The sequence below is a fragment of the Solilutibacter tolerans genome (assembly GCF_900155935.1).
Taxonomy (GTDB): Bacteria; Pseudomonadota; Gammaproteobacteria; order Xanthomonadales; family Xanthomonadaceae; genus Solilutibacter; species Solilutibacter tolerans.
The window spans coordinates 261022-278701 of sequence record NZ_FTLW01000003.1 but is presented as its reverse complement, the minus strand read 5'-3'; the positions used below and the strand labels follow the sequence as shown (position 1 = coordinate 278701).

The window sequence follows — 17680 nt, the reverse complement described above, 5'->3', positions numbered from 1 at the left end:
TATTTGTTCGTAGCGCGGTCCGGCTGCGTTCGGCCTGCAATGCGATAATCGCGCCTTTCCTCACGCGCGAGACCGACATGACCCAGAAGACCGTCCTCAACGACACCCACCGCGCGATGGGCGCGAAGATGGTCGACTTCGGCGGTTGGGACATGCCGATCCACTACGGCTCGCAGATCGACGAGCATCACGATGTGCGCCGCGATGCCGGCATGTTCGATGTATCCCACATGACGGTGGTCGATCTCACCGGCGAGCGCGTGCGTGATTTCCTGCGCAAACTGGTCGCCAATTCCGTCGACAAGCTGCAGAAGCCGGGCAAGGCGCTCTACACCTGCATGTTGACGCCGGAAGGTGGCGTCATCGATGACCTCATCGTCTATTACATGCGTGAAGATTGGTTCCGTCTGGTCGTCAACGCAGCGACCCGCGACAAGGACATCGCATGGATCACCGTACAAGCGGCGGCATTCGATGTGCAGGTCGTGGAGCGCCCGGAGTTCGGCATGATCGCGGTGCAGGGCCCCAATGCGCGGGACAAGGTGATCGCATTGCTGGAGGAAGCCGATCGCGCGAAGGCCGCCAAGCTTGGCCGATTCGCCGCGCTCGAAACACGCACGGTCGATGGTGTTCCGCTATTCGTCGCCCGCACTGGTTATACCGGCGAAGACGGCTTTGAAGTGATCGTGCCCGAAGCCGATACCGTTGCTTTGTGGAATGCACTGGCTGCCGCAGGCGTGAAGCCGGCCGGCCTTGGCGCACGCGACACCTTGCGCCTGGAAGCCGGCATGAACCTCTATGGCCAGGACATGGACGAGACCGTCTCGCCTTATGAAGCCGCACTCGCATGGACGGTGGCGTTGGATGAAGGACGCGACTTCAACGGTCGTCGCACGCTTGAAGAGCAAGCCGTAGATGGTGCGCCGCGCCAGATGATCGGTCTGGTGATGGACGAGAAGGGCGTGCTCCGTCACGGGCAACGCGTCGTGACCGACAACGGTGATGGCGAGATCCTGTCCGGTACTTTTTCGCCGACCCTTGGCAAGGCGATCGCCTTCGCACGCGTTCCGGCGGGTGCGCCGGGTGACGTGCGTGTGGACATCCGCGGCCGCGAGGTGCCAGTGCGCGTGGTCAAGTTCCCGTTCGTGCGCGAAGGCAAGGCGCAGGACGGCATTTGAGCCGCTAGACTTAACCCACTTCCACCCCACACCCATTTTCCGGAGCCCCCATGAGCAACGAAATCCCCGGCGATCTGAAATTCCTCAAATCCCATGAATGGGTACGCATTGAAGGCGACGGTCGCGCAACTGTCGGCATTTCCGATCACGCGCAAGGCCTGTTGGGCGACTTGGTCTACGTCGAGTTGCCCGCGGTTGGCGATGATGTCGAGGCCGGCAATGCTTGCGCAGTCGTTGAGTCGGTCAAGGCTGCGTCTGATGTTTACGCCCCAGTGAGCGGCAAGGTTGTCGCCATCAACGAAGGTTTGGCCGACAAGCCGGAGATCATCAACGAAGACGCGTTCGGCGAAGGTTGGCTGTTTGTCGTCGAGTTGAGCGAACCAGAGCAACTCAACGAGCTGCTCTCCGCTGACGACTATGCCGCGACGATGGAAGACGACGACCACTGATTCGCATCGGTGAGCTGGATAGACGGCCGCCCTTGGGTGGCCGTTTTTGTTGGTGGCAGATGATGGGTATGGCGCAAAAAAGTTCGCGCAAAATGCCTGTCGCGATGCAAAAAAACGATCAAAGGTGAAAAAAATTTTCAACTAGCCACTCGAGGCTTTTTACCCTGAGGTCAGAACGATGGCAGCTTGCCCCATCCATCCGCATTCGTTGTGCGCTTCAATGGAATAAATATAAAAAAGACTTGTTTTAAGGTCTGGAATTTTTTTTCTGCCCTGACGGCAGTGCGTTACGCATGACGCAGACGATCAAGTAGAGCGCCCCTGAAGCGTGATGGCACTTGCTGGTATTGCGCCTGGACGTGAAAAAAATTGCACGAATGTGTTGACAGTCAAAAAAACCGTGATTAGGTTTCGCGAAAACAACAGGTGGATTTGAATTGCCCTACGTCGTCGCGAACCATGTGCATGCGGACATGTCCGCCACCGCTCCCAAACGGAGTGGGGTTCGCGGGTCTCTCTCTTCCCGCCTCCATCAACATCAGGAACCCGCATCGGTGAGCGTCGCGGGTTCTTTCGTATCCGCGTGCAGCGTTACTCATGCACGCAATGACACCGCAGCCTCGCGCGTGGCGCGCGGCCGGTCCGCCTCGGGTCCGACTCCCGTGGTGTGTAAGCCTGGGCAGCTGTAAGTAAAGTCCCAATGACAAGGAGCCATACCATGGCCATGAAAAAAGCAGCAAAGAAAAGCACCGCCAAGAAGGCGGCGAAGAAAACCGTAAAGAAGGCGACCAAGAAGGCCGCAGCCAAGAAGACCGTGAAGAAGGCCGCCAAGAAGAAGCCGGCAGCCAAGAAGGCGGTAAAGAAGGCCGCCAAGAAGACCGTGAAGAAGGCCGCCAAGAAAAAGCCGGCAGCCAAGAAGGCCGCGAAGAAGGTAGCCAAGAAGAAGACCGCCAAGAAAGCGGTGAAGAAGGCTGCGAAGAAAGTAGCCAAGAAAAAGCCAGCCAAGAAAGCTGCCAAGAAGGCAGTGAAAAAGGCTGCGAAGAAAGTAGCCAAGAAAAAGCCAGCTAAGAAGGCTGCCAAAAAGGTAGCCAAGAAGAAGCCAGCCAAGAAAGCTGCCAAAAAGGCAGTAAAGAAGGCGGCGAAAAAGAAGCCGGCTGCGAAGAAAGCCAAAAAGGCAACCAAGAAAGCCAAGAAGGCCCCGGCTGCGATGCCGCCGATGCCGATGCCGACGATCTGATCGGCAATTATCCAGCCGTCCTTCGCGCCCAGGCGAAGGCGGCCGGATCACTTGGGTTCCGGTCATTCGGATACCAAAAACCCGCGCTAGCGCGGGTTTTTTCTATCTGGTCGAGGCTGGCGCCTTGCTCGATTCAGCGAGGCGGCGACCCCTCGGCCGATCCACTGCCAACGCCTTCGCTTTCTTCCTCGTCCATGCCAGGCGTCGGTGCGCCGGTCGGCATGTTGTCCAGTTTCAACCAAGCCACTTGCGGCTGCGGCAGGCCGATCGCGCTATCGAGGATGGTGGGCAAAAGCCCCGAAGGCAGGCTGCTTTCGCTGTTCCAGAGGATCACGATGCCGAGATCACGGTCGGGCAGCAAGGCCATCGCGCCTCTATACCCCTGCACTGCACCGCCATGGAAGTAGAGTTTGTGGCCTGCGTAGTCATAGATGCGCCAGCCCATGCCGTAGCCGGCGGATTGCAGGCGCTCCCGGCGCCAGCGCGAGCTGCGAAGCTCGGTCGGCGTGTCGACGCGCGCGGTGTGGATCGAGCGAAGCAATTCGGGTGACATGACTTCGGGGCGATGACCCATCTGACCAAGCAGGTACTGCGCCATGTCGGTGATGCTGGCATTGACGCCGGCTGCCGGCCCCAGTCGATAGTAGGTCGGCTTCGGCATCAACGAGCGCCATCCGCCACCACCACGCACGTGCGGCTTGGCCCAGCGCGGGCTGCCTTCGATACCTTCAAGGCCCAGGCTTGCATCGTTCATGCCCAACGGCTTGAAGATGCGCGATTGCACATTGGCATCGTAATAACGGCCAGTGGCGGCATGCACCACGTCACCGATCACGCTGAAGGCGACGTTCTGATACGAGTAGCAGCTGCCCGGTGCACAGCGCAGTGGTGCGGCAGCCAATTTCGAGCGCACGGTGTAATAGCTGGCATTGGCCTCGATGTCGCGATCGTAGGCATTGCGAGTCAGGCCGGTGCTTTGGCTGAGCAGGTTGGCGACATTCAGGCGCGCAGTCGAATCCGCATTGCTGAGGCGGAAACTCGGCACGTACTGCACGACGGGCTGGTTCCAGGACAGAAGTCCATCATTGACCAGCATGCCGGTGAGCGTGCCTGCGAAAGACTTGGAAAGCGATGCCAGGCGGAACACAGTGTGCGAGTCCACGGGTTCCGGGCGCGAGGTGTCGGTGATGCCATAACCTCGCGCGCTCAAGACGCGGCCGTTCTGCACGATCGCGACGGCCAGCCCTGGAACTTTCTGGTTGCTGACAAGTTGCTGGGCCATGCCTTCGAACGTGCGCACATCGAATGGCAGGGGCGCGGTTATGTCTGCCTGCGGCGTCGCTTGTTGCTGCAGATAGTTGTCCAGGGCCGTGTTGCCGGGCGCGGTTTTTTCCACGGTCGGGGTTTGTCCCGAGTTGGAAGGCCAGCGCAGTGTGGTCTGGGCAGAGAGGCCAGCCGTGGCTGGCATCAGGAAGGCGACGGTGGCGAGTTTGAACGCAATCAGCGGTTTTCCGCGACGTCCGTGCATGGCATCCCCTCGAGCGGATTAGATCTGGTGGACATACTAAGTGAGTGAATCCATTTTGTGCATGAACAGGGCGAAGTAGTTTCGGCATCCAATTGATTTGCATCGCAATATTCAGCTAAGTGACTGCATGCGGCTCGCTTACATGCGCGGAGGGATCGGTCCATCGGAATAGTGGCAGTGGCGGCATCGGTCAGATACCGTGCGCGGATGGAACCCAAACCTGCCGGTGGCAACGCTTTTGATCGTATTCACCAAGGCGAATGGCCGGCGGTGGCGATCTCTTTCCTCTATTTCTTCTGCGTGCTGGCGGCGTATTACATGATTCGCCCGGTACGTGAACAGCTATCGGCCGCCGTGGGCTCTACCCAGTTGCCCTGGTTCTACGGCGCGACTTTCATTTGCATGGTGTTGCTGGCACCGATCTTCGGCGCCGTGGTCTCGCGCTGGCCGCGGCGAATCGTCGTGCCGCTGTTCAATCTGGCGGGTGTCGCGTGCTTGTTGTGCTTCGTGCCGTTTTTCGCCAACCCGACGCTGCTATCGCCGCGTACGCTCGGCATCGTGTTCTTTGTCTGGGTGAGTGTGTTCAATTTGTTCGTGGTGTCGCTGTTCTGGATATTCATGACCGATATCTGGAGTGCAGAACAGGCCAAGCGCTTGTTCCCGATCATCGCGGTGGCCGGTACCGTTGGCGCGGTGGCTGGCCCGACACTGACACGTGGCCTGGTGCAGGTATTCGGCGTCGCGCCGCTCCTGGTCGTGTCGGCATCGTTATTGAGCGTCGCGGTCATCTGCGTGGTGATGCTGGGGCGATGGGCGAAAGCGCATGCGCATGTGCGCCCGGAGCAGGCAGGCGGAGAGGCCGTTGGCGGCGGCATGTGGGATGGCGTCAAACAGATCTTCGCCACGCCTTTCATGCGCAACATGGCGATCTTGCTGCTGCTGGCCGATGGCATCGGCACGGTCAATTACGCCTTGGTGACGGATTACGCGCACCAAGCCTTCAACACGGATGTGCTGCGTACGCGGTTCTTCGCCAATGTGGATCTCGCGACCAATATCCTGACGGTGGTCGTGCAGATATTCCTCACCCGTTGGATGCTGCCTCGCTATGGCGCAGGAGTGGTTCTCACCGTGTGGGCGGTGGCAGGCATCGCGATGTTGACCTTGGTGATGGTGGTGCCTGATCCACATCTGCCGCTCATCGCCGGCATGCCTGCCGTCGCGCTCGCATTGATCGTGACACGTGGTCTCGCCTACGGCATGGCCGAGCCCGCGCGACACAGCTTGTTCGCGAAGGCGCCACGGGTGATGCGTTACAAGGGTCAGAATGTGGTCGATACCGCGGTCTGGCGCTTCGGCGACATGGTGATCGCCAGTGGCATGAACATCCTGCGCGCCGGTGGAGCAACGGTGGCGATGTTCGCGGCTATCAGCGCGACCTCTGCATTGGTTGCGGGCTTGATTGGATGGCGATTGTCCAAGCTGACGGGTGAGCGTCTGGCCGCATCGATGCGCCCGGACCACGAGAAATGACATCGCGCAAAGGAGGGCGCCTGCGTGCCTTCATCGCCCATCGCCATGTGCGCCGAAGCACCTTGGCGGCGTTGCTGGCTGCCATCGGGCTGACGTTCTACGGTGGCGTGATCGAAACCGCGCGCTTGGTCGAACGCGATCATGTCTTGCCAGTGAACAACTGGCCCGCCCAATGCGATGGATTACGTATGGATGTCATCACCGACACGCACACGGGTTCTCCGCGTAACGGCGTGGACAAGCTCGACCGTCTGGTGCAGCGTTTGATCGCGAGCGACGCCCCCATCGTGCTGATGGCCGGCGACTACGTGATTCTGAGCGTATTGCTGGGCGAATACGTTCCGCCCGAGGTCATCGCCGAGCATCTCAAGCCGCTGACATCACGCAAGCCGGTATATGCGGTGCTGGGCAACCATGATTGGTGGAAGAACGGTAACGACATCAGTACGAAGTTTTCGGCGGCGGGGGTAGAGATGATCGATAACCGCGCGGTTCCCGTGCAGATCGGTCAGTGCAGCTTCTGGTTGGCCGGCCTTGGCGATTTGCAGGAAGGCAGGCCCGATGTGGCAGGTACCTACGCGCAGATACCTAGTGATGCGGCAGTGATCGCGTTGACGCATGAGCCGGACCTGTTGCCGCGAATCCCGGCGCACACCGCGTTGACGGTCGCGGGGCACACGCATGGCGGGCAGATCTATCCATTACCGCTGCGCAGGCCAGGGCACTTCATCGAACACTCGCACACGCTCAATGGCTGGATTGAGTACCAAGGGCGCACAATGTTCGTATCGCCGGGTGTCGGTACCAGCATCATCCCCGTGCGCCTGGGCGTGCCGCCGGAGATTTCACGGCTGACGCTCAAGCAAACATCAAATCAAGACGGAGAAACGCAATGACGCAGGTCGCTTGGGGGTTGGTGGTGCTGGTCGGCCTTTTGCACCTGTGGTTCATGGTGCTTGAGATGTTGCTGTGGACGCGCCCGTTGGGCTTGAAGACGTTTCGCAACTCGCCTGAGCGGGCCGAGGCGACCAAGGTGCTGGCCGCCAACCAGGGTCTGTACAACGGTTTCATAGCCGCGGGCCTGTTTTACGCAGCTATCACTGCATCACGTGAATTTGCGATGTTCTTCCTGGTCTGCGTGGTGATCGCGGGCTTGTACGGCGCGTGGTCGGTCAGTCGCCGCATCTTCTACGTGCAGGCATTGCCGGCGCTGATTGCAATTGCAATGTTGTGGTTCACACGCTGAAACTTTCGATCAATCCTTGATTGTCGATGGCGACACCGGCGTGATCCACATGGCGATGCGCGCGCGAAAGACTTCCGCGCCGCCGCCGTCCGTGATCGAGACATCGAAAGGGAGGTCGTAACCGTTGTCGCTGACGTCAGGAGTGAATTCCGGCGTGGCCGTGGCCGTCATCGTGCCTGCGGCTTTCTTCAGATACTCGACCTGCATGCCTTTTGGGATCCAGCGCATGCCGCGCGGCAGGCTGACATCGCAGGTCAGGCCGCCGACGAATTCCGCCAGATTGCATAGCGCGATCGCATGTACGGTGCCGATGTGATTGGTGACGCGTCGGCGGTGACGCAAGGTCGCGACGCCACGCTGCGGCTCCAACGAGACGATGCGGGGTGCGATGCTGGCGAAGTAAGGGGCCTTGAAGCACACGAGTTTCGAGAATAGCCAGCGACCGCCGGGTTTGTCTGCGAGGCGACGATACAAATCAAGAATTCGCATGGGATTTACTCGGTGTAGAAGAAGAAAGCCCGGCACTTGGCCGGGCGTAGTCAGTGATATCGATCAAGCGACTTCGCGCTCGTGCTCTCGGCGCTCGCGGGCGATCAGGTCGGCGTAACCGGCCGAGCGCAATTCCTCGGTATCGAAGTCGTCCACGGTGATCGTGTCGAGGGTGAGTTCACGCAATTCCTTCAACTGTGCAGCTTCCTCGTCGGTGATCCAGCCCTCGCGCACGCCTTCGACCAGCTGCTGGTCGAATTCGAGTGCTTCGATGTCGCTGTTCTTCAGTGCCTTCTGGAACTTGCGCTCCACCGGCTCTGCCAAGACGAACTTCGGCAGGTAGCTGACGATGCGGCCGCCGGGGTTGAGCGCGGTCGGCGTGGTGAACACACCTTCGGCCAAGCGATCACGCGCATCGGATGGCGTCATCAGCAAAGAGGCGACCTTGTGGCCCAGGCGATCACTCGGTGCCTGCGCGCGACGACCCAGCGGGAAGATGATCGGCCACAACACCCACGCCACCGGGCGGATGGGGAAGTTGCGCAGCGCGGTGGAGAGCGCAGTCTCGATCTTGTTGACCGAGTCATGCACGGCCCAGGCCAAGAGCGGCTGGTCGCTGACCGGCTGGCCTTCGTCCTGATAGCGCTTGAGCATGCTGCTGATGATGTAGAGCTGGCTGAGCACATCGCCTAAGCGGCCCGAGAGCGATTCCTTGAATTTCAACTTGCCGCCCAGCATCAACATCGACACATCCGCGAACAAGGCGAGGTTGGCCGAGTAACGGTTGAGCTTGCGGAAGTAGCGACGCGTGTAGTTGTCACCCGGTGCCGAGCCAAAGCGCGAGCCAGTCAGGCCGAACCAGAAACTGCGCACCGCGTTGGAAATGGCGTAACCGATGTGGCCGAACAAGGCACCATCGAACTCGTTGATGCGCACCGTCGGGTCGGCCAGCATGGCGGCCTTCATTTCCTTCATTACCCAGGGGTGGCAGAGGATCGCGCCCTGGCCGAAGATCATCAGCGAACGCGTCATGATGTTGGCGCCTTCCACCGTGATGGCGATGGGCGAGGCCTGCCATGCACGGCCAGCAAAGTTGCGCGGCCCAAGGATGATGCCCTTGCCGCCGATGATGTCCATCACATCCTTGGCCACGATGCGGCCCATCTCGGTGCAGTGGTACTTGGAGATGGTCGAAGGCACGGCCGGGTTCTCGCCGCGCGCCACGGCGGCTGCGGTGGCCTGTGAGAGCGCACTGATCGCGTAGGCGTGGCCGCCCATGCGTGCGAGCGGCTCTTCGACGCCCTCGAAGCGACCGATCGACAGGCCAAACTGCTTGCGGATGCGCGCGTACGAGCCCACGGTGACCGCGCCCATCTTTGAACCGCCGCTGGCCGTAGAGGGCAGGGTGATGGAGCGGCCGATCGACAGGCACTCCATCAACATGCGCCAGCCTTGGCCGGCGTAATCTTCGCCGCCAATCAGCTGCGACAGCGGCACGAACACATCGCGGCCCTTGATCGGGCCATTCTGGAACGGCGAGTTGAGCGGGAAGTGGCGACGTCCGATTTCAAGCCCAGCCGTATCGCGCGGCACCAGGGCCAGCGAGATGCCGATGTCTTCCTTGTCGCCCAGTAGATGATCCGGGTCGTACATGCGGAAGGCCACGCCGATCAGCGTCGCGACCGGGGCCAGAGTGATGTAGCGCTTGTTGAGGGTGAGGCGGATACCAAGTACCTGCGCGCCTTGCCACTCACCCATGCAGACGATGCCGTAGTCGGGGATCGAGGTCGCATCCGAACCGGCGAACGGGCCGGTCAATGCGAAGCAGGGCACTTCACGGCCATCGGCCAGGCGCGGCAGGTAGTGGCGCTTCTGGTCTTCGGTGCCGTAGTGCATCAGCAGTTCGGCCGGGCCAAGCGAGTTCGGCACGCCGACGGTCGAGCTCACCACCGAGCTGATCGAGGCCAGCTTCTGGATCACCTTGTGGTTCATCAGCGCCGAGAAGCCCAGGCCGCCGTATTCCTTGGGGATGTTCAGGCCAAAGAATTTGTTGCGCTTGATGTACTCCCACATCTCCGGCGGCAAATCGGCGCGGACGTGGTCGATGTCCCAGTTGTCGACCATGCGGCAGAGGTCTTCGGTCGGGCCATCCAGATAGGCCTGCTCTTCTTCGGTCAGGACGGGTTTTGGCTGCGAGAGCAGCAAATCCCAGTTTGGCTTGCCTGAGAACAATTCGCCTTCGAAACCGACCGTGCCGGCTTCAAGTGCGGTGCGCTCGGTGTCCGAGAGCGGCGGCAGGATCTTGGTGTAGAACTTGAGCAAGGGCGTGGTGATCGCAGCCTTGCGCAGGCCCGGGATCAGCAGCGGGATGGCGATGATCGCGGTAATCGCGGCGGCGATGAATGTTGCGGTCGGGTTTGCGCCCAGCAGCCAACACGCCACCAGCAAGCAGGCGGTGAGGGCCGCCCACACTGGCATCCGCCATCGGTGATAGGAGGCAAGCCCGGTGGCAAGAAGAATGGCCAGAAACGGGATCACGGTGGACATGGTGCACTCCTGCGGCTAGCGCGCTGACTGTTTGTCTATGTAATACCCGAAGAGACATCTACTAGAAGTGGACGTCGCCGGGAAGATGTAAACCATACGCAAAAGTATGTTTGCCATGATGGCATGTCAAGCTGCACTGCCACATACGCAATTTGACCCCTGCGTATGGTTACAATGTCCACCATGACGCCTCCCAACGACAAACCCGAACGCAGCGGCCGACTGAGCGCTGATGACTGGGCGCAGGCCGCGCTCGACCAAATCGCCGAACAGGGCGTATCCGCCGTGGCCGTAGAGCCTCTGGCCCGCCGCTTGGGCGTGACCAAGGGCAGCTTCTACTGGCACTTCCCTTCGCGCGATGCGCTGCTGCAGGCGGCGCTGGAGCGTTGGGAGGGCCATGAGCAGGATGAAGTCTTCGGTCAGCTGGAAGGCATCCAGGATCCTGCCGCGCGTCTGGGTGCACTGTTCAAGCTGGTGGCCAACGAAGTGCAATCGCACGTCATCTACAGCGAGCTCTTGAAGGCGTTGGATCACCCGGCGGTGCAGCCGGTGATCGGTCGCGTGTCCAAGCGCCGCCTCGACTACCTCACCTCGGCTTTCCGCGCTGCGGGTCTGGATGCGACCGATGCGCAGCACCGCGCACGCCTGGCGTATGCCGCGTACGTCGGCTTCCTCCAGCTCAACCTGCAGCTGGGCCAGCGCGACATGCAGCGCGAGGAGTTCGAGGATTACGTGAACCACATGATGGCGACGCTGATCCCCGCCAAAGTCTGACTTCCTTTATTTCTGCCGTGCCCTTTGCGCGGCTTCGCTCCATTTCCGGAACCGACATGACCGATATCGCACAGAATTCGCAAAGCAAACTCGAGGCCTTGAACCAGTGGGTGCTTGAAGTTGCCCGCCTCACCCGCCCTGATCGCATCCACTGGTGCGATGGCAGCGACGCCGAGAACGAAGCGCTCATCCAGGCGATGCAAGCCGATGGCACTTTGATCAAGCTCAACGAAGACACCCATCCCAACAGTTACCTGCACCGTTCGCATCCGGACGATGTCGCACGCGTTGAGCATCTGACCTTCGTCTGCACCACCAATCGTGACGATGCCGGCCCGAACAACCACTGGATGGCGCCTGAGTTGGCCCGTCAGCAGATGGATTCCTTGTTCGAAGGCTGCATGGAAGGGCGCACGATGTATGTCGTGCCGTATTGCATGGGCCCGATCGATTCGCCGCTGTCGCGTTGCGGCGTGGAAATCACCGATTCGGCCTATGTCGTCGCCAACATGCGCATCATGACCCGCATGGGCGCGCCGGCGCTTGCGCGCATCGAGCGCGATGGCAGCTATGTGAAAGGCCTGCACTCGACCGGCGACTTGAACCCGGACCGTCGCTTCATCATGCATTTCCCCGAAGAGCTCGAGATCCAATCCTTCGGTTCCGGCTACGGCGGCAATGCGCTACTAGGCAAGAAGTGCCACGCGTTGCGCATCGCCTCGCACCAAGCGCAGTCGGAAGGCTGGCTGGCCGAGCACATGCTGATCCTCGGCATCGAGAACCCGAAAGGCGACAAGCACTACATCGCCGCCGCATTCCCGAGTGCCTGCGGCAAGACCAACCTCGCGATGCTGATCCCGCCGGAAGGCTACGTGCGTGATGGTTGGAAGATCACCACGATCGGTGATGACATCTGCTGGATGCGTCCGGGCGCGGATGGTCGCTTGTATGCGATCAATCCGGAAGCCGGCTTCTTCGGCGTGGCGCCGGGCACGTCCGAAAAATCGAACCCGAATGCGCTGGCCTCGCTGCAACGCGATGCCATCTTCACCAACGTCGCCGTGACCGATGACAACCAGCCGTGGTGGGAGGGTCTCGACAAACGCGTGCCCGCCATTGATTGGCGCGGAAATGTATACGATTTCAATGCCGGCAAGCCGGCGGCGCATCCCAATTCCCGCTTCACCGTCAGTGCGAAGCAGTGCCCGTCGTATTCGCCGATGGCCGAAGACCCGCAAGGCGTGCCGATCAGTGCCATTGTATTTGGTGGGCGTCGTGCGTCACTGGTGCCGCTGGTGTTCGAGGCGCGTGACTGGACGCATGGTGTGCTCGTCGGCGCGGCGATGGGTTCCGAGACCACGGCGGCCGCGACCGGCGCGGTCGGCGTGATGCGCCGCGACCCGATGGCGATGAAGCCGTTCTGCGGCTACAACTTCGCGGATTACTTCGCACACTGGCTGTCCTTCGACCAAGCCAACGCCAAGCTGCCGAAGGTCTTCCACGTCAACTGGTTCCGCAAGGGCGACGCCGGCGATTTCTTGTGGCCCGGTTTCGGCGACAACATGCGCGTGCTGGAGTGGATGCTCAAGCGGGTGGCGGGGGAGGTTGATAGCCAGGAAACCCCGATCGGCCACCTGCCGAAGATAGAGGACGTGAATCTTGAGGGCGTCGAGCTTAGCCAAGAGGCCCGCGAGAAGCTCTTTGGCTATGACCGCGAGGGCTGGCGGCACGAGTTCGCCAGCATTGGTGAGTACCTGGATGAGTACGGTCCTCGCATGCCTGAGGCACTCAAGGACGAGCAGAAGGCCACGGCTCGCAGCCTCGGCTAAGCGGGCCGCGCTCCGTCATCAAGTGATTAGCGACGGCTGGCGATAAGCGACCAGCCGATCAGGATGTCGTCGCCTTCCGTGAGTGCCTGCGCGTGCTCGATCTGAAATCCGAGCGTGTCCAATGTGCCTGACAGATGCTGAAAAGAAGCTTTGTCGAGCGCGTGCTTGATCAGCTCGTATTGGCGGAAGGCGCTCAGTTTCAGTGCATCCTGCCATTCAAGTGATGCCTGGTTTGCTTGCGCCGCATTGGCACGCCCAGACAGGATCGCATCAATATGCGATGCCACCATGTCACGCGCATCGTGCAGCAAGTCGGGAATCGGGCTGGACTCGATGAATTGCGACATCTCCGCCTGTGCCTGATTGAACGCCGTACGCGCGCTGTTGGCCTCCGGGTTGTCGACGAGTTCTGCCTGCTTGCCCGCCGCTACCCATGCCAGCCATGGATAGATATCCCTGGCTTTCTGCAGGAAATTGCCTTCAGTTGATAGCCAGTTCGCCCACTTCAATTCTTCTGCTGCCACCAAGGCAAGCTGCGATTCGGCATGGTGCATGATCAATGCCAGTCGACCCTGCGGACGAAGTACTCGCGCAACTTCCGCAAGCGCCGCAGTAAGGTTTGAATACTCGATGCCGAACTGGCTACAGGCCAGGTCAAATGATTCATCTGCAAAAGGCAGATGTTCGGCCTGGGTTGCCGTGTGGAATGCGATCTTGCCGCGGATCTCGTCCGGCAACGCCTGATGCCATGCCGGGGCGAGTTGGTCGGCTAGATCGATCGCGTCGATGCGCGGGCAATTCGCAGCAAGTTGTGAGTGAAGGAGGAAGGGCAGCGAGCCGTTGCCGGTGCCGATGTCGAGGACGCGTTGATCGGCATTGAGCGTATTGGCAATCGACGCCCAGAAATCCGCCACGGCACCGCGATAATTTCCCGCGTACGAGGTTGGCAGGCTGTGCAGTGCACCTTGCTGCCAATAATTGCCCCATGCCTTGCGGCGATCCGGGTTCGCGTCCTGCATTTCGTTGCTCATGCGGGTTGTCCTGTCGGATTGATTGAGTCCATGCGCATGTGCGCATTGAACGCTATGGTGATTCGCAAGCCATCATCGCCTGCGGGCTCGGAAGGGCTGTCGTAATGCTGCAGCTGGGACGGAAACAGCACACGTTAGTCAGGTTTGAGCTTGATCGAAAGATGACTCAGGCCAAAAGCCTCCGACATCTCGATGAATATCGACGAATTCGTATTGAGAAAGGCAAGACACCCAGTATCACCTCTCCAATCGTTTGCTTCTAGGCAGGTGCTATACACGCCGGACCAAGAATGCAGGGAGTGGTTGTGCCTGCCGAAGTAACCGTTGCGGCGCGTGATGTGGAGAGAGGACTCGCTCGTCCAAGGCGTGCGCTTCGGTGACCCTCCGCGGTCGTCATGGGCGTTGAAAAAACGGACGGCAGGATAGGCATGGGCGACTACGTCATCAGCACAGTCCATGGTAACGATTCCGCTTGTCTATGGCGGTGGCTGCTCGTGCCGCGCACGCATAAAAAAAGAGGGCCTCTTTCGAGACCCTCCTTTCCGCATTGATTGAATGCGCCAGCCTTGATCAGAAGCGCTGGGTGTAGCGGAAGTAGATCACACGACCCCAGGGATCGTACAGGGTGGAGTCGTAGCTGGTGCCACCGGAGTAGTTCTCGAACACCGGGATCTTGTTGGCGACGTTATTGACGCCGACAGAGATCGTGGCATTCCACGGGGCCTTGAAGCTGGCCTGGACATCGTGGATGACCCACGACGGCAGGTGCGAGGGCTGCGATGCGTAGAAGTCCCTGTTGCTGATCTGGACGGGCGTCAAGACCGGGGTGTTGATCAGGGCCAGCCACTCACGATAGGCCTGCGACTGCGTGCTGTGGATGTAGCTGATGTTCCAGTTGAAGTCCCAGTTGGTGAACGACCAATTGTTGTTCAGGTTGGCGCGGATACGCGGCAGGCCCTTGCGGCCGGCCGTGTTTGCACCACCATTGCCGGAGTAATCAGACACATAACCGGCCGACAGCTGGTTGCGCATCTTGCCCATGGTGCCCAGATCGAAGTTCGTGTTGACCTTCCAGTCGAAGCCCTGGGTTTCGAAGTAACCGATGTTGCCGAAACCGGTCTGGGCATTCACGATGCCGCCCGTGGCCGGGTCAAACTGGGCACCAAGACCCAGACCGACGTTCGGCAGCACGGTGCCCTGCGGGAAGGTCGACAGTGCGCTCGGGCAGATCGAGATCGTGCCACGCAGACAGCCAACCACCGTACCCAGGGTCAGCTGGGCGATTTGGTTTTCGATCTTGATGTTGTAGTAGTCCAGCGACGTGTTGATCCAGTCGGTGGCATCCCACACCACACCTGCCGTCCACTGCTTGGAGTTTTCGGACTCCAGGTTCGGGTTGGAGATGCTGTAGGTCGAGACCTGAGCGTTGCTGCAGGACAGCGAGCCGGTGAACATCAGGCAGGTGGCCGGATCGGACGTGGTCACTGCACTGAACGCGGCCGCCTGAGACAGGATGTCCAGCGACGGCGCGCGGAAGCCCTGACCATACGAAGCGCGGAAGGTCAGCGAATCGATCGGGTGGTAACGGAAGGACACCTTCGGTGCGAAGTCGTTGCCGTAGTCGCTGTACTGGTCATAGCGACCGGCCAGGCTCATCTCAAACGAGTTGAAGAACGGGAACAGGACTTCGGCGTAGACAGCCTTGACGTTACGGTCGCCCGCCGCCGAGTTGCCAGCCGAGCCAACGATCTGGCCACTGGAGGACAGCGGATCGTAGATGTCCTGATAAGCCTCTTCGCGGTATTCGGCACCGACAACGGCGGCAGCATTGCCGCCCGGCAGGCTGAACAGATCGAAGCCAGCGGTACCGTAGACTTCCTTCACCGAGGTTTCCATGTCACGCGAGATGGTCGCGGTCATGCCCAGGCCATTGGGGTTGCCGGCATACGGGTTGTAGATGTTGTAGCGACCGGCCGTGATCGCAGCCTGTGCCAGGCCGCCGACGACGTAGTTGGTGCCGAGGCTGATGGCGCGCGACTGCACGTAACGCATGCCGAAGTCCACGTCCACCTTGTCCCACAGCAAGCCTTCGAAGCCCAGCATGAAGTTGCTGGTGGTGTTCTCGGTGTTGCCATCGCGCGGGCCAAGGGCAGCGAAACGGTGGAACAGGAACACGTCTTGGTTGCGGAACGTCTGGTAGTACGGGTCAGCCCAGTTCGGGTTCAGACCGCCATTGGCAGTCGGAGTACCCGGATGGTTGGGGGTGCCGGCTACCAGGCGAATGGCGCCGCCCGGCCACGGGCTTGAGGGGACCGGTGCGTAACGACCGAAGCTCTTGGTGCGGTTGACCGAGGCAGTGAAGTACGAGGTCCAGTTGTCGTTGATTTGCACGTCACCGCGGGCAAACACAGCGCGGTTGTCCAGCGAGGTCAGGTTGGCCGAAGTCGCGGAGTGGTTGAACTGACAGTTGCGGTTCGCGGACTGATAGAACAGGTCGCTGGCATCGCCGTTGGTGCACAGGCCCGGCACGGCGGAGCCGAAGGTGGGGTGGGCAAGCAACGCGCTGGCGGCCGTCGAGGTGGTGCGCGAGAAGTTGTTCGAATAAACCGAAGCACCCGGGGCGGAATACCAATAATCGCGGTCACGGGTATAGATGACGTCGCGCGAATTCCACGAAGCCCCTGCGATCACGCGGCTGCGCTCACCGGCGCTGCCCATGACGACGCTCATTTCCTTGGTGTCGCCACCCGCCTCGCTGGGCATGCCCAGGCCGACGCTGGCTTCGATGCCTTCGAAATCCTTGCGGGTGATCACGTTGACCACGCCACCGATGGCGTCGGAACCGTAGATGGCCGATGCGCCGTCAGACAGCAGCTCGATGCGCTCGACAGCGGCCATCGGGATGGAGTTCAGATCCTGCGAGTTGCCGATCATCGGCGCGGTCGGTGCACGCCGGCCGTCGATCAGGATCAGGGTACGGTTGGTACCAAGACCGCGCAGGCTGATGCCGGTGAAGCCCTGGCCCGAGCTGCCCGAGGTGGACTGGAACGAGCCGAAGGTGTTGAAGCTGGTGTTACGCAGGTAGTCGGCCACCGAGATGTCGCCGCTGGTCTCGAGTTGTTCGCGACCAATGACGGTTACCGGCAGTGCACCTTCGACTTCTGCGCGCTTGATGCGCGAGCCGGTCACTTCGATGCGGTCGAGGGTCTTGCTGTCGGACTCCTCATTGCTTTGGGCGAGGGCGAGGCCGGGAGCGGCGACGCCTACGGCGAGTGCGATCACGATTGCATCGCGAAGCTTATGGGTTTTGAAGCTCATGACTCTTTGTCTCCAAGAGGGCTAGTGTCGTCTGCCATAGGCAAGCTGATTGGCCACGCGCGATTGCTCATCACGAAGCTTTAACGCACGGCTACCCCGATAGTAGCCAGCCCCGCTTGAAAATTAAAGTCTTGTTAATAATTAAGCGGCGAAGGGCGTCAAATGTTTGTTCTGAGTGAGGGCAAAGCCTTGATGCGACAAGGTTTTTTTAAAAATGAACAAAACGTAAATAATGCATGCAGATGATGGTTATGTGCGGAACTCTCAATGAGAAGGGAGAGCGCGAGTACCAGATCAGGCCTAAGTACCCGGTTTGCCACAGGATCGGGGATCTTTGACACCTATTGCCTGATGGCGCCAGCAGGACTTGGTGGCGTGACCTAATGCCCGGAAAAGCGACTCTTATTAATATGAATAGCAGACACCCCCTTGTTAACGTTTCGTTGGCGGGACTATAGTCGGGCGGTCGGGCATTCTGGTCTTGACTAGCATTTCTGAAATTTCAATCCATTACTCTTCTA

13 protein-coding genes are annotated in these 17680 nt (G+C 60.4%); 8 read left to right on the top strand and 5 right to left on the bottom strand.

Annotation, left to right across the window (positions count from 1 at the left end; all coding sequences use genetic code 11):
• The first annotated feature begins 77 nt into the window (after positions 1–77).
• From gcvT to BW989_RS07535, 3 genes are all read left to right on the top strand, one after another.
• Positions 78–1178 (top strand): glycine cleavage system aminomethyltransferase GcvT, encoded by a 1101-nt coding sequence (gene gcvT / locus BW989_RS07545; RefSeq protein WP_076586951.1) that lies wholly within the window; start codon positions 78–80, stop codon positions 1176–1178.
• Between the two features lie 50 nt (positions 1179–1228).
• On the top strand, positions 1229–1627 hold the full coding sequence (gcvH, locus tag BW989_RS07540) for a glycine cleavage system protein GcvH (RefSeq protein WP_076586950.1): 399 nt from the start codon (positions 1229–1231) through the stop codon (positions 1625–1627).
• A gap of 718 nt (positions 1628–2345) precedes the next feature.
• Entirely contained in the window at positions 2346–2864 is a 519-nt protein-coding gene (locus BW989_RS07535; protein WP_076586948.1) for a hypothetical protein, read from the top strand.
• A gap of 133 nt (positions 2865–2997) precedes the next feature.
• Here the strand turns inward: BW989_RS07535 and BW989_RS07530 are convergent, their stop codons facing one another.
• Positions 2998–4392 (bottom strand): serine hydrolase domain-containing protein, encoded by a 1395-nt coding sequence (locus tag BW989_RS07530; protein ID WP_242651376.1) that lies wholly within the window; start codon positions 4390–4392, stop codon positions 2998–3000.
• A 207-nt stretch (positions 4393–4599) separates the two neighbouring features.
• Here BW989_RS07530 and BW989_RS07525 point away from each other — a divergent pair, with 207 nt between their 5' ends.
• The 3 genes from BW989_RS07525 to BW989_RS07515 are packed head-to-tail and all read left to right on the top strand — an operon-like array spanning position 4600 to position 7171.
• On the top strand, positions 4600–5925 hold the full coding sequence (locus tag BW989_RS07525; RefSeq protein ID WP_076586947.1) for an NTP/NDP exchange transporter: 1326 nt from the start codon (positions 4600–4602) through the stop codon (positions 5923–5925).
• Positions 5922–6821, top strand: a complete 900-nt coding sequence (locus tag BW989_RS07520; RefSeq protein WP_083688372.1) for a metallophosphoesterase — start codon at positions 5922–5924, stop codon at positions 6819–6821. The genes BW989_RS07525 and BW989_RS07520 overlap by 4 nt, the downstream gene beginning before the upstream one ends.
• Positions 6818–7171 (top strand): DUF1304 domain-containing protein, encoded by a 354-nt coding sequence (locus tag BW989_RS07515; RefSeq protein WP_076586945.1) that lies wholly within the window; start codon positions 6818–6820, stop codon positions 7169–7171. The genes BW989_RS07520 and BW989_RS07515 overlap by 4 nt, the downstream gene beginning before the upstream one ends.
• A 9-nt stretch (positions 7172–7180) precedes the next feature.
• On the opposite strand, the gene BW989_RS07510 is transcribed toward BW989_RS07515, so the two are convergent.
• Together BW989_RS07510 and BW989_RS07505 are read right to left on the bottom strand one after the other, a co-directional pair.
• Positions 7181–7660 (bottom strand): hotdog fold domain-containing protein, encoded by a 480-nt coding sequence (locus BW989_RS07510; RefSeq protein ID WP_076586944.1) that lies wholly within the window; start codon positions 7658–7660, stop codon positions 7181–7183.
• Between the two features lie 63 nt (positions 7661–7723).
• On the bottom strand, positions 7724–10207 hold the full coding sequence (locus BW989_RS07505) for an acyl-CoA dehydrogenase (RefSeq protein ID WP_076586942.1): 2484 nt from the start codon (positions 10205–10207) through the stop codon (positions 7724–7726).
• Positions 10208–10390: 183 nt separating this feature from the next.
• Here BW989_RS07505 and BW989_RS07500 point away from each other — a divergent pair, with 183 nt between their 5' ends.
• Both BW989_RS07500 and BW989_RS07495 read left to right on the top strand, forming a co-directional pair.
• Positions 10391–10981, top strand: coding sequence for a TetR/AcrR family transcriptional regulator (locus tag BW989_RS07500; protein WP_076587266.1), 591 nt, complete (start codon positions 10391–10393; stop codon positions 10979–10981).
• A gap of 56 nt (positions 10982–11037) precedes the next feature.
• Positions 11038–12810 carry a phosphoenolpyruvate carboxykinase (GTP) gene (locus BW989_RS07495; RefSeq protein WP_076586941.1) on the top strand — a complete coding sequence of 591 codons (1773 nt, stop codon included), beginning with the start codon at positions 11038–11040 and terminating at the stop codon, positions 12808–12810.
• Positions 12811–12836: 26 nt separating this feature from the next.
• Here BW989_RS07495 and BW989_RS07490 read toward each other — a convergent pair whose 3' ends face one another.
• Together BW989_RS07490 and BW989_RS07485 are read right to left on the bottom strand one after the other, a co-directional pair.
• Positions 12837–13841, bottom strand: a complete 1005-nt coding sequence (locus tag BW989_RS07490) for a class I SAM-dependent methyltransferase (RefSeq protein ID WP_076586939.1) — start codon at positions 13839–13841, stop codon at positions 12837–12839.
• Between the two features lie 570 nt (positions 13842–14411).
• Entirely contained in the window at positions 14412–17159 is a 2748-nt protein-coding gene (locus BW989_RS07485) for a TonB-dependent receptor plug domain-containing protein (RefSeq protein WP_076586937.1), read from the bottom strand.
• Between the last annotated feature and the right edge of the window lie 521 nt (positions 17160–17680).

Coding starts and splice junctions, on each gene's coding strand:
- gcvT (WP_076586951.1), top strand. CDS start 78: ATGACCCAGAAGACCGTCCTCAACGACACCCACCGCGCGATGGGCGCG.
- gcvH (WP_076586950.1), top strand. CDS start 1,229: ATGAGCAACGAAATCCCCGGCGATCTGAAATTCCTCAAATCCCATGAA.
- BW989_RS07535 (WP_076586948.1), top strand. CDS start 2,346: ATGGCCATGAAAAAAGCAGCAAAGAAAAGCACCGCCAAGAAGGCGGCG.
- BW989_RS07530 (WP_242651376.1), bottom strand. CDS start 4,392: ATGCACGGACGTCGCGGAAAACCGCTGATTGCGTTCAAACTCGCCACC.
- BW989_RS07525 (WP_076586947.1), top strand. CDS start 4,600: ATGGAACCCAAACCTGCCGGTGGCAACGCTTTTGATCGTATTCACCAA.
- BW989_RS07520 (WP_083688372.1), top strand. CDS start 5,922: ATGACATCGCGCAAAGGAGGGCGCCTGCGTGCCTTCATCGCCCATCGC.
- BW989_RS07515 (WP_076586945.1), top strand. CDS start 6,818: ATGACGCAGGTCGCTTGGGGGTTGGTGGTGCTGGTCGGCCTTTTGCAC.
- BW989_RS07510 (WP_076586944.1), bottom strand. CDS start 7,660: ATGCGAATTCTTGATTTGTATCGTCGCCTCGCAGACAAACCCGGCGGT.
- BW989_RS07505 (WP_076586942.1), bottom strand. CDS start 10,207: ATGTCCACCGTGATCCCGTTTCTGGCCATTCTTCTTGCCACCGGGCTT.
- BW989_RS07500 (WP_076587266.1), top strand. CDS start 10,391: ATGACGCCTCCCAACGACAAACCCGAACGCAGCGGCCGACTGAGCGCT.
- BW989_RS07495 (WP_076586941.1), top strand. CDS start 11,038: ATGACCGATATCGCACAGAATTCGCAAAGCAAACTCGAGGCCTTGAAC.
- BW989_RS07490 (WP_076586939.1), bottom strand. CDS start 13,841: ATGAGCAACGAAATGCAGGACGCGAACCCGGATCGCCGCAAGGCATGG.
- BW989_RS07485 (WP_076586937.1), bottom strand. CDS start 17,159: ATGAGCTTCAAAACCCATAAGCTTCGCGATGCAATCGTGATCGCACTC.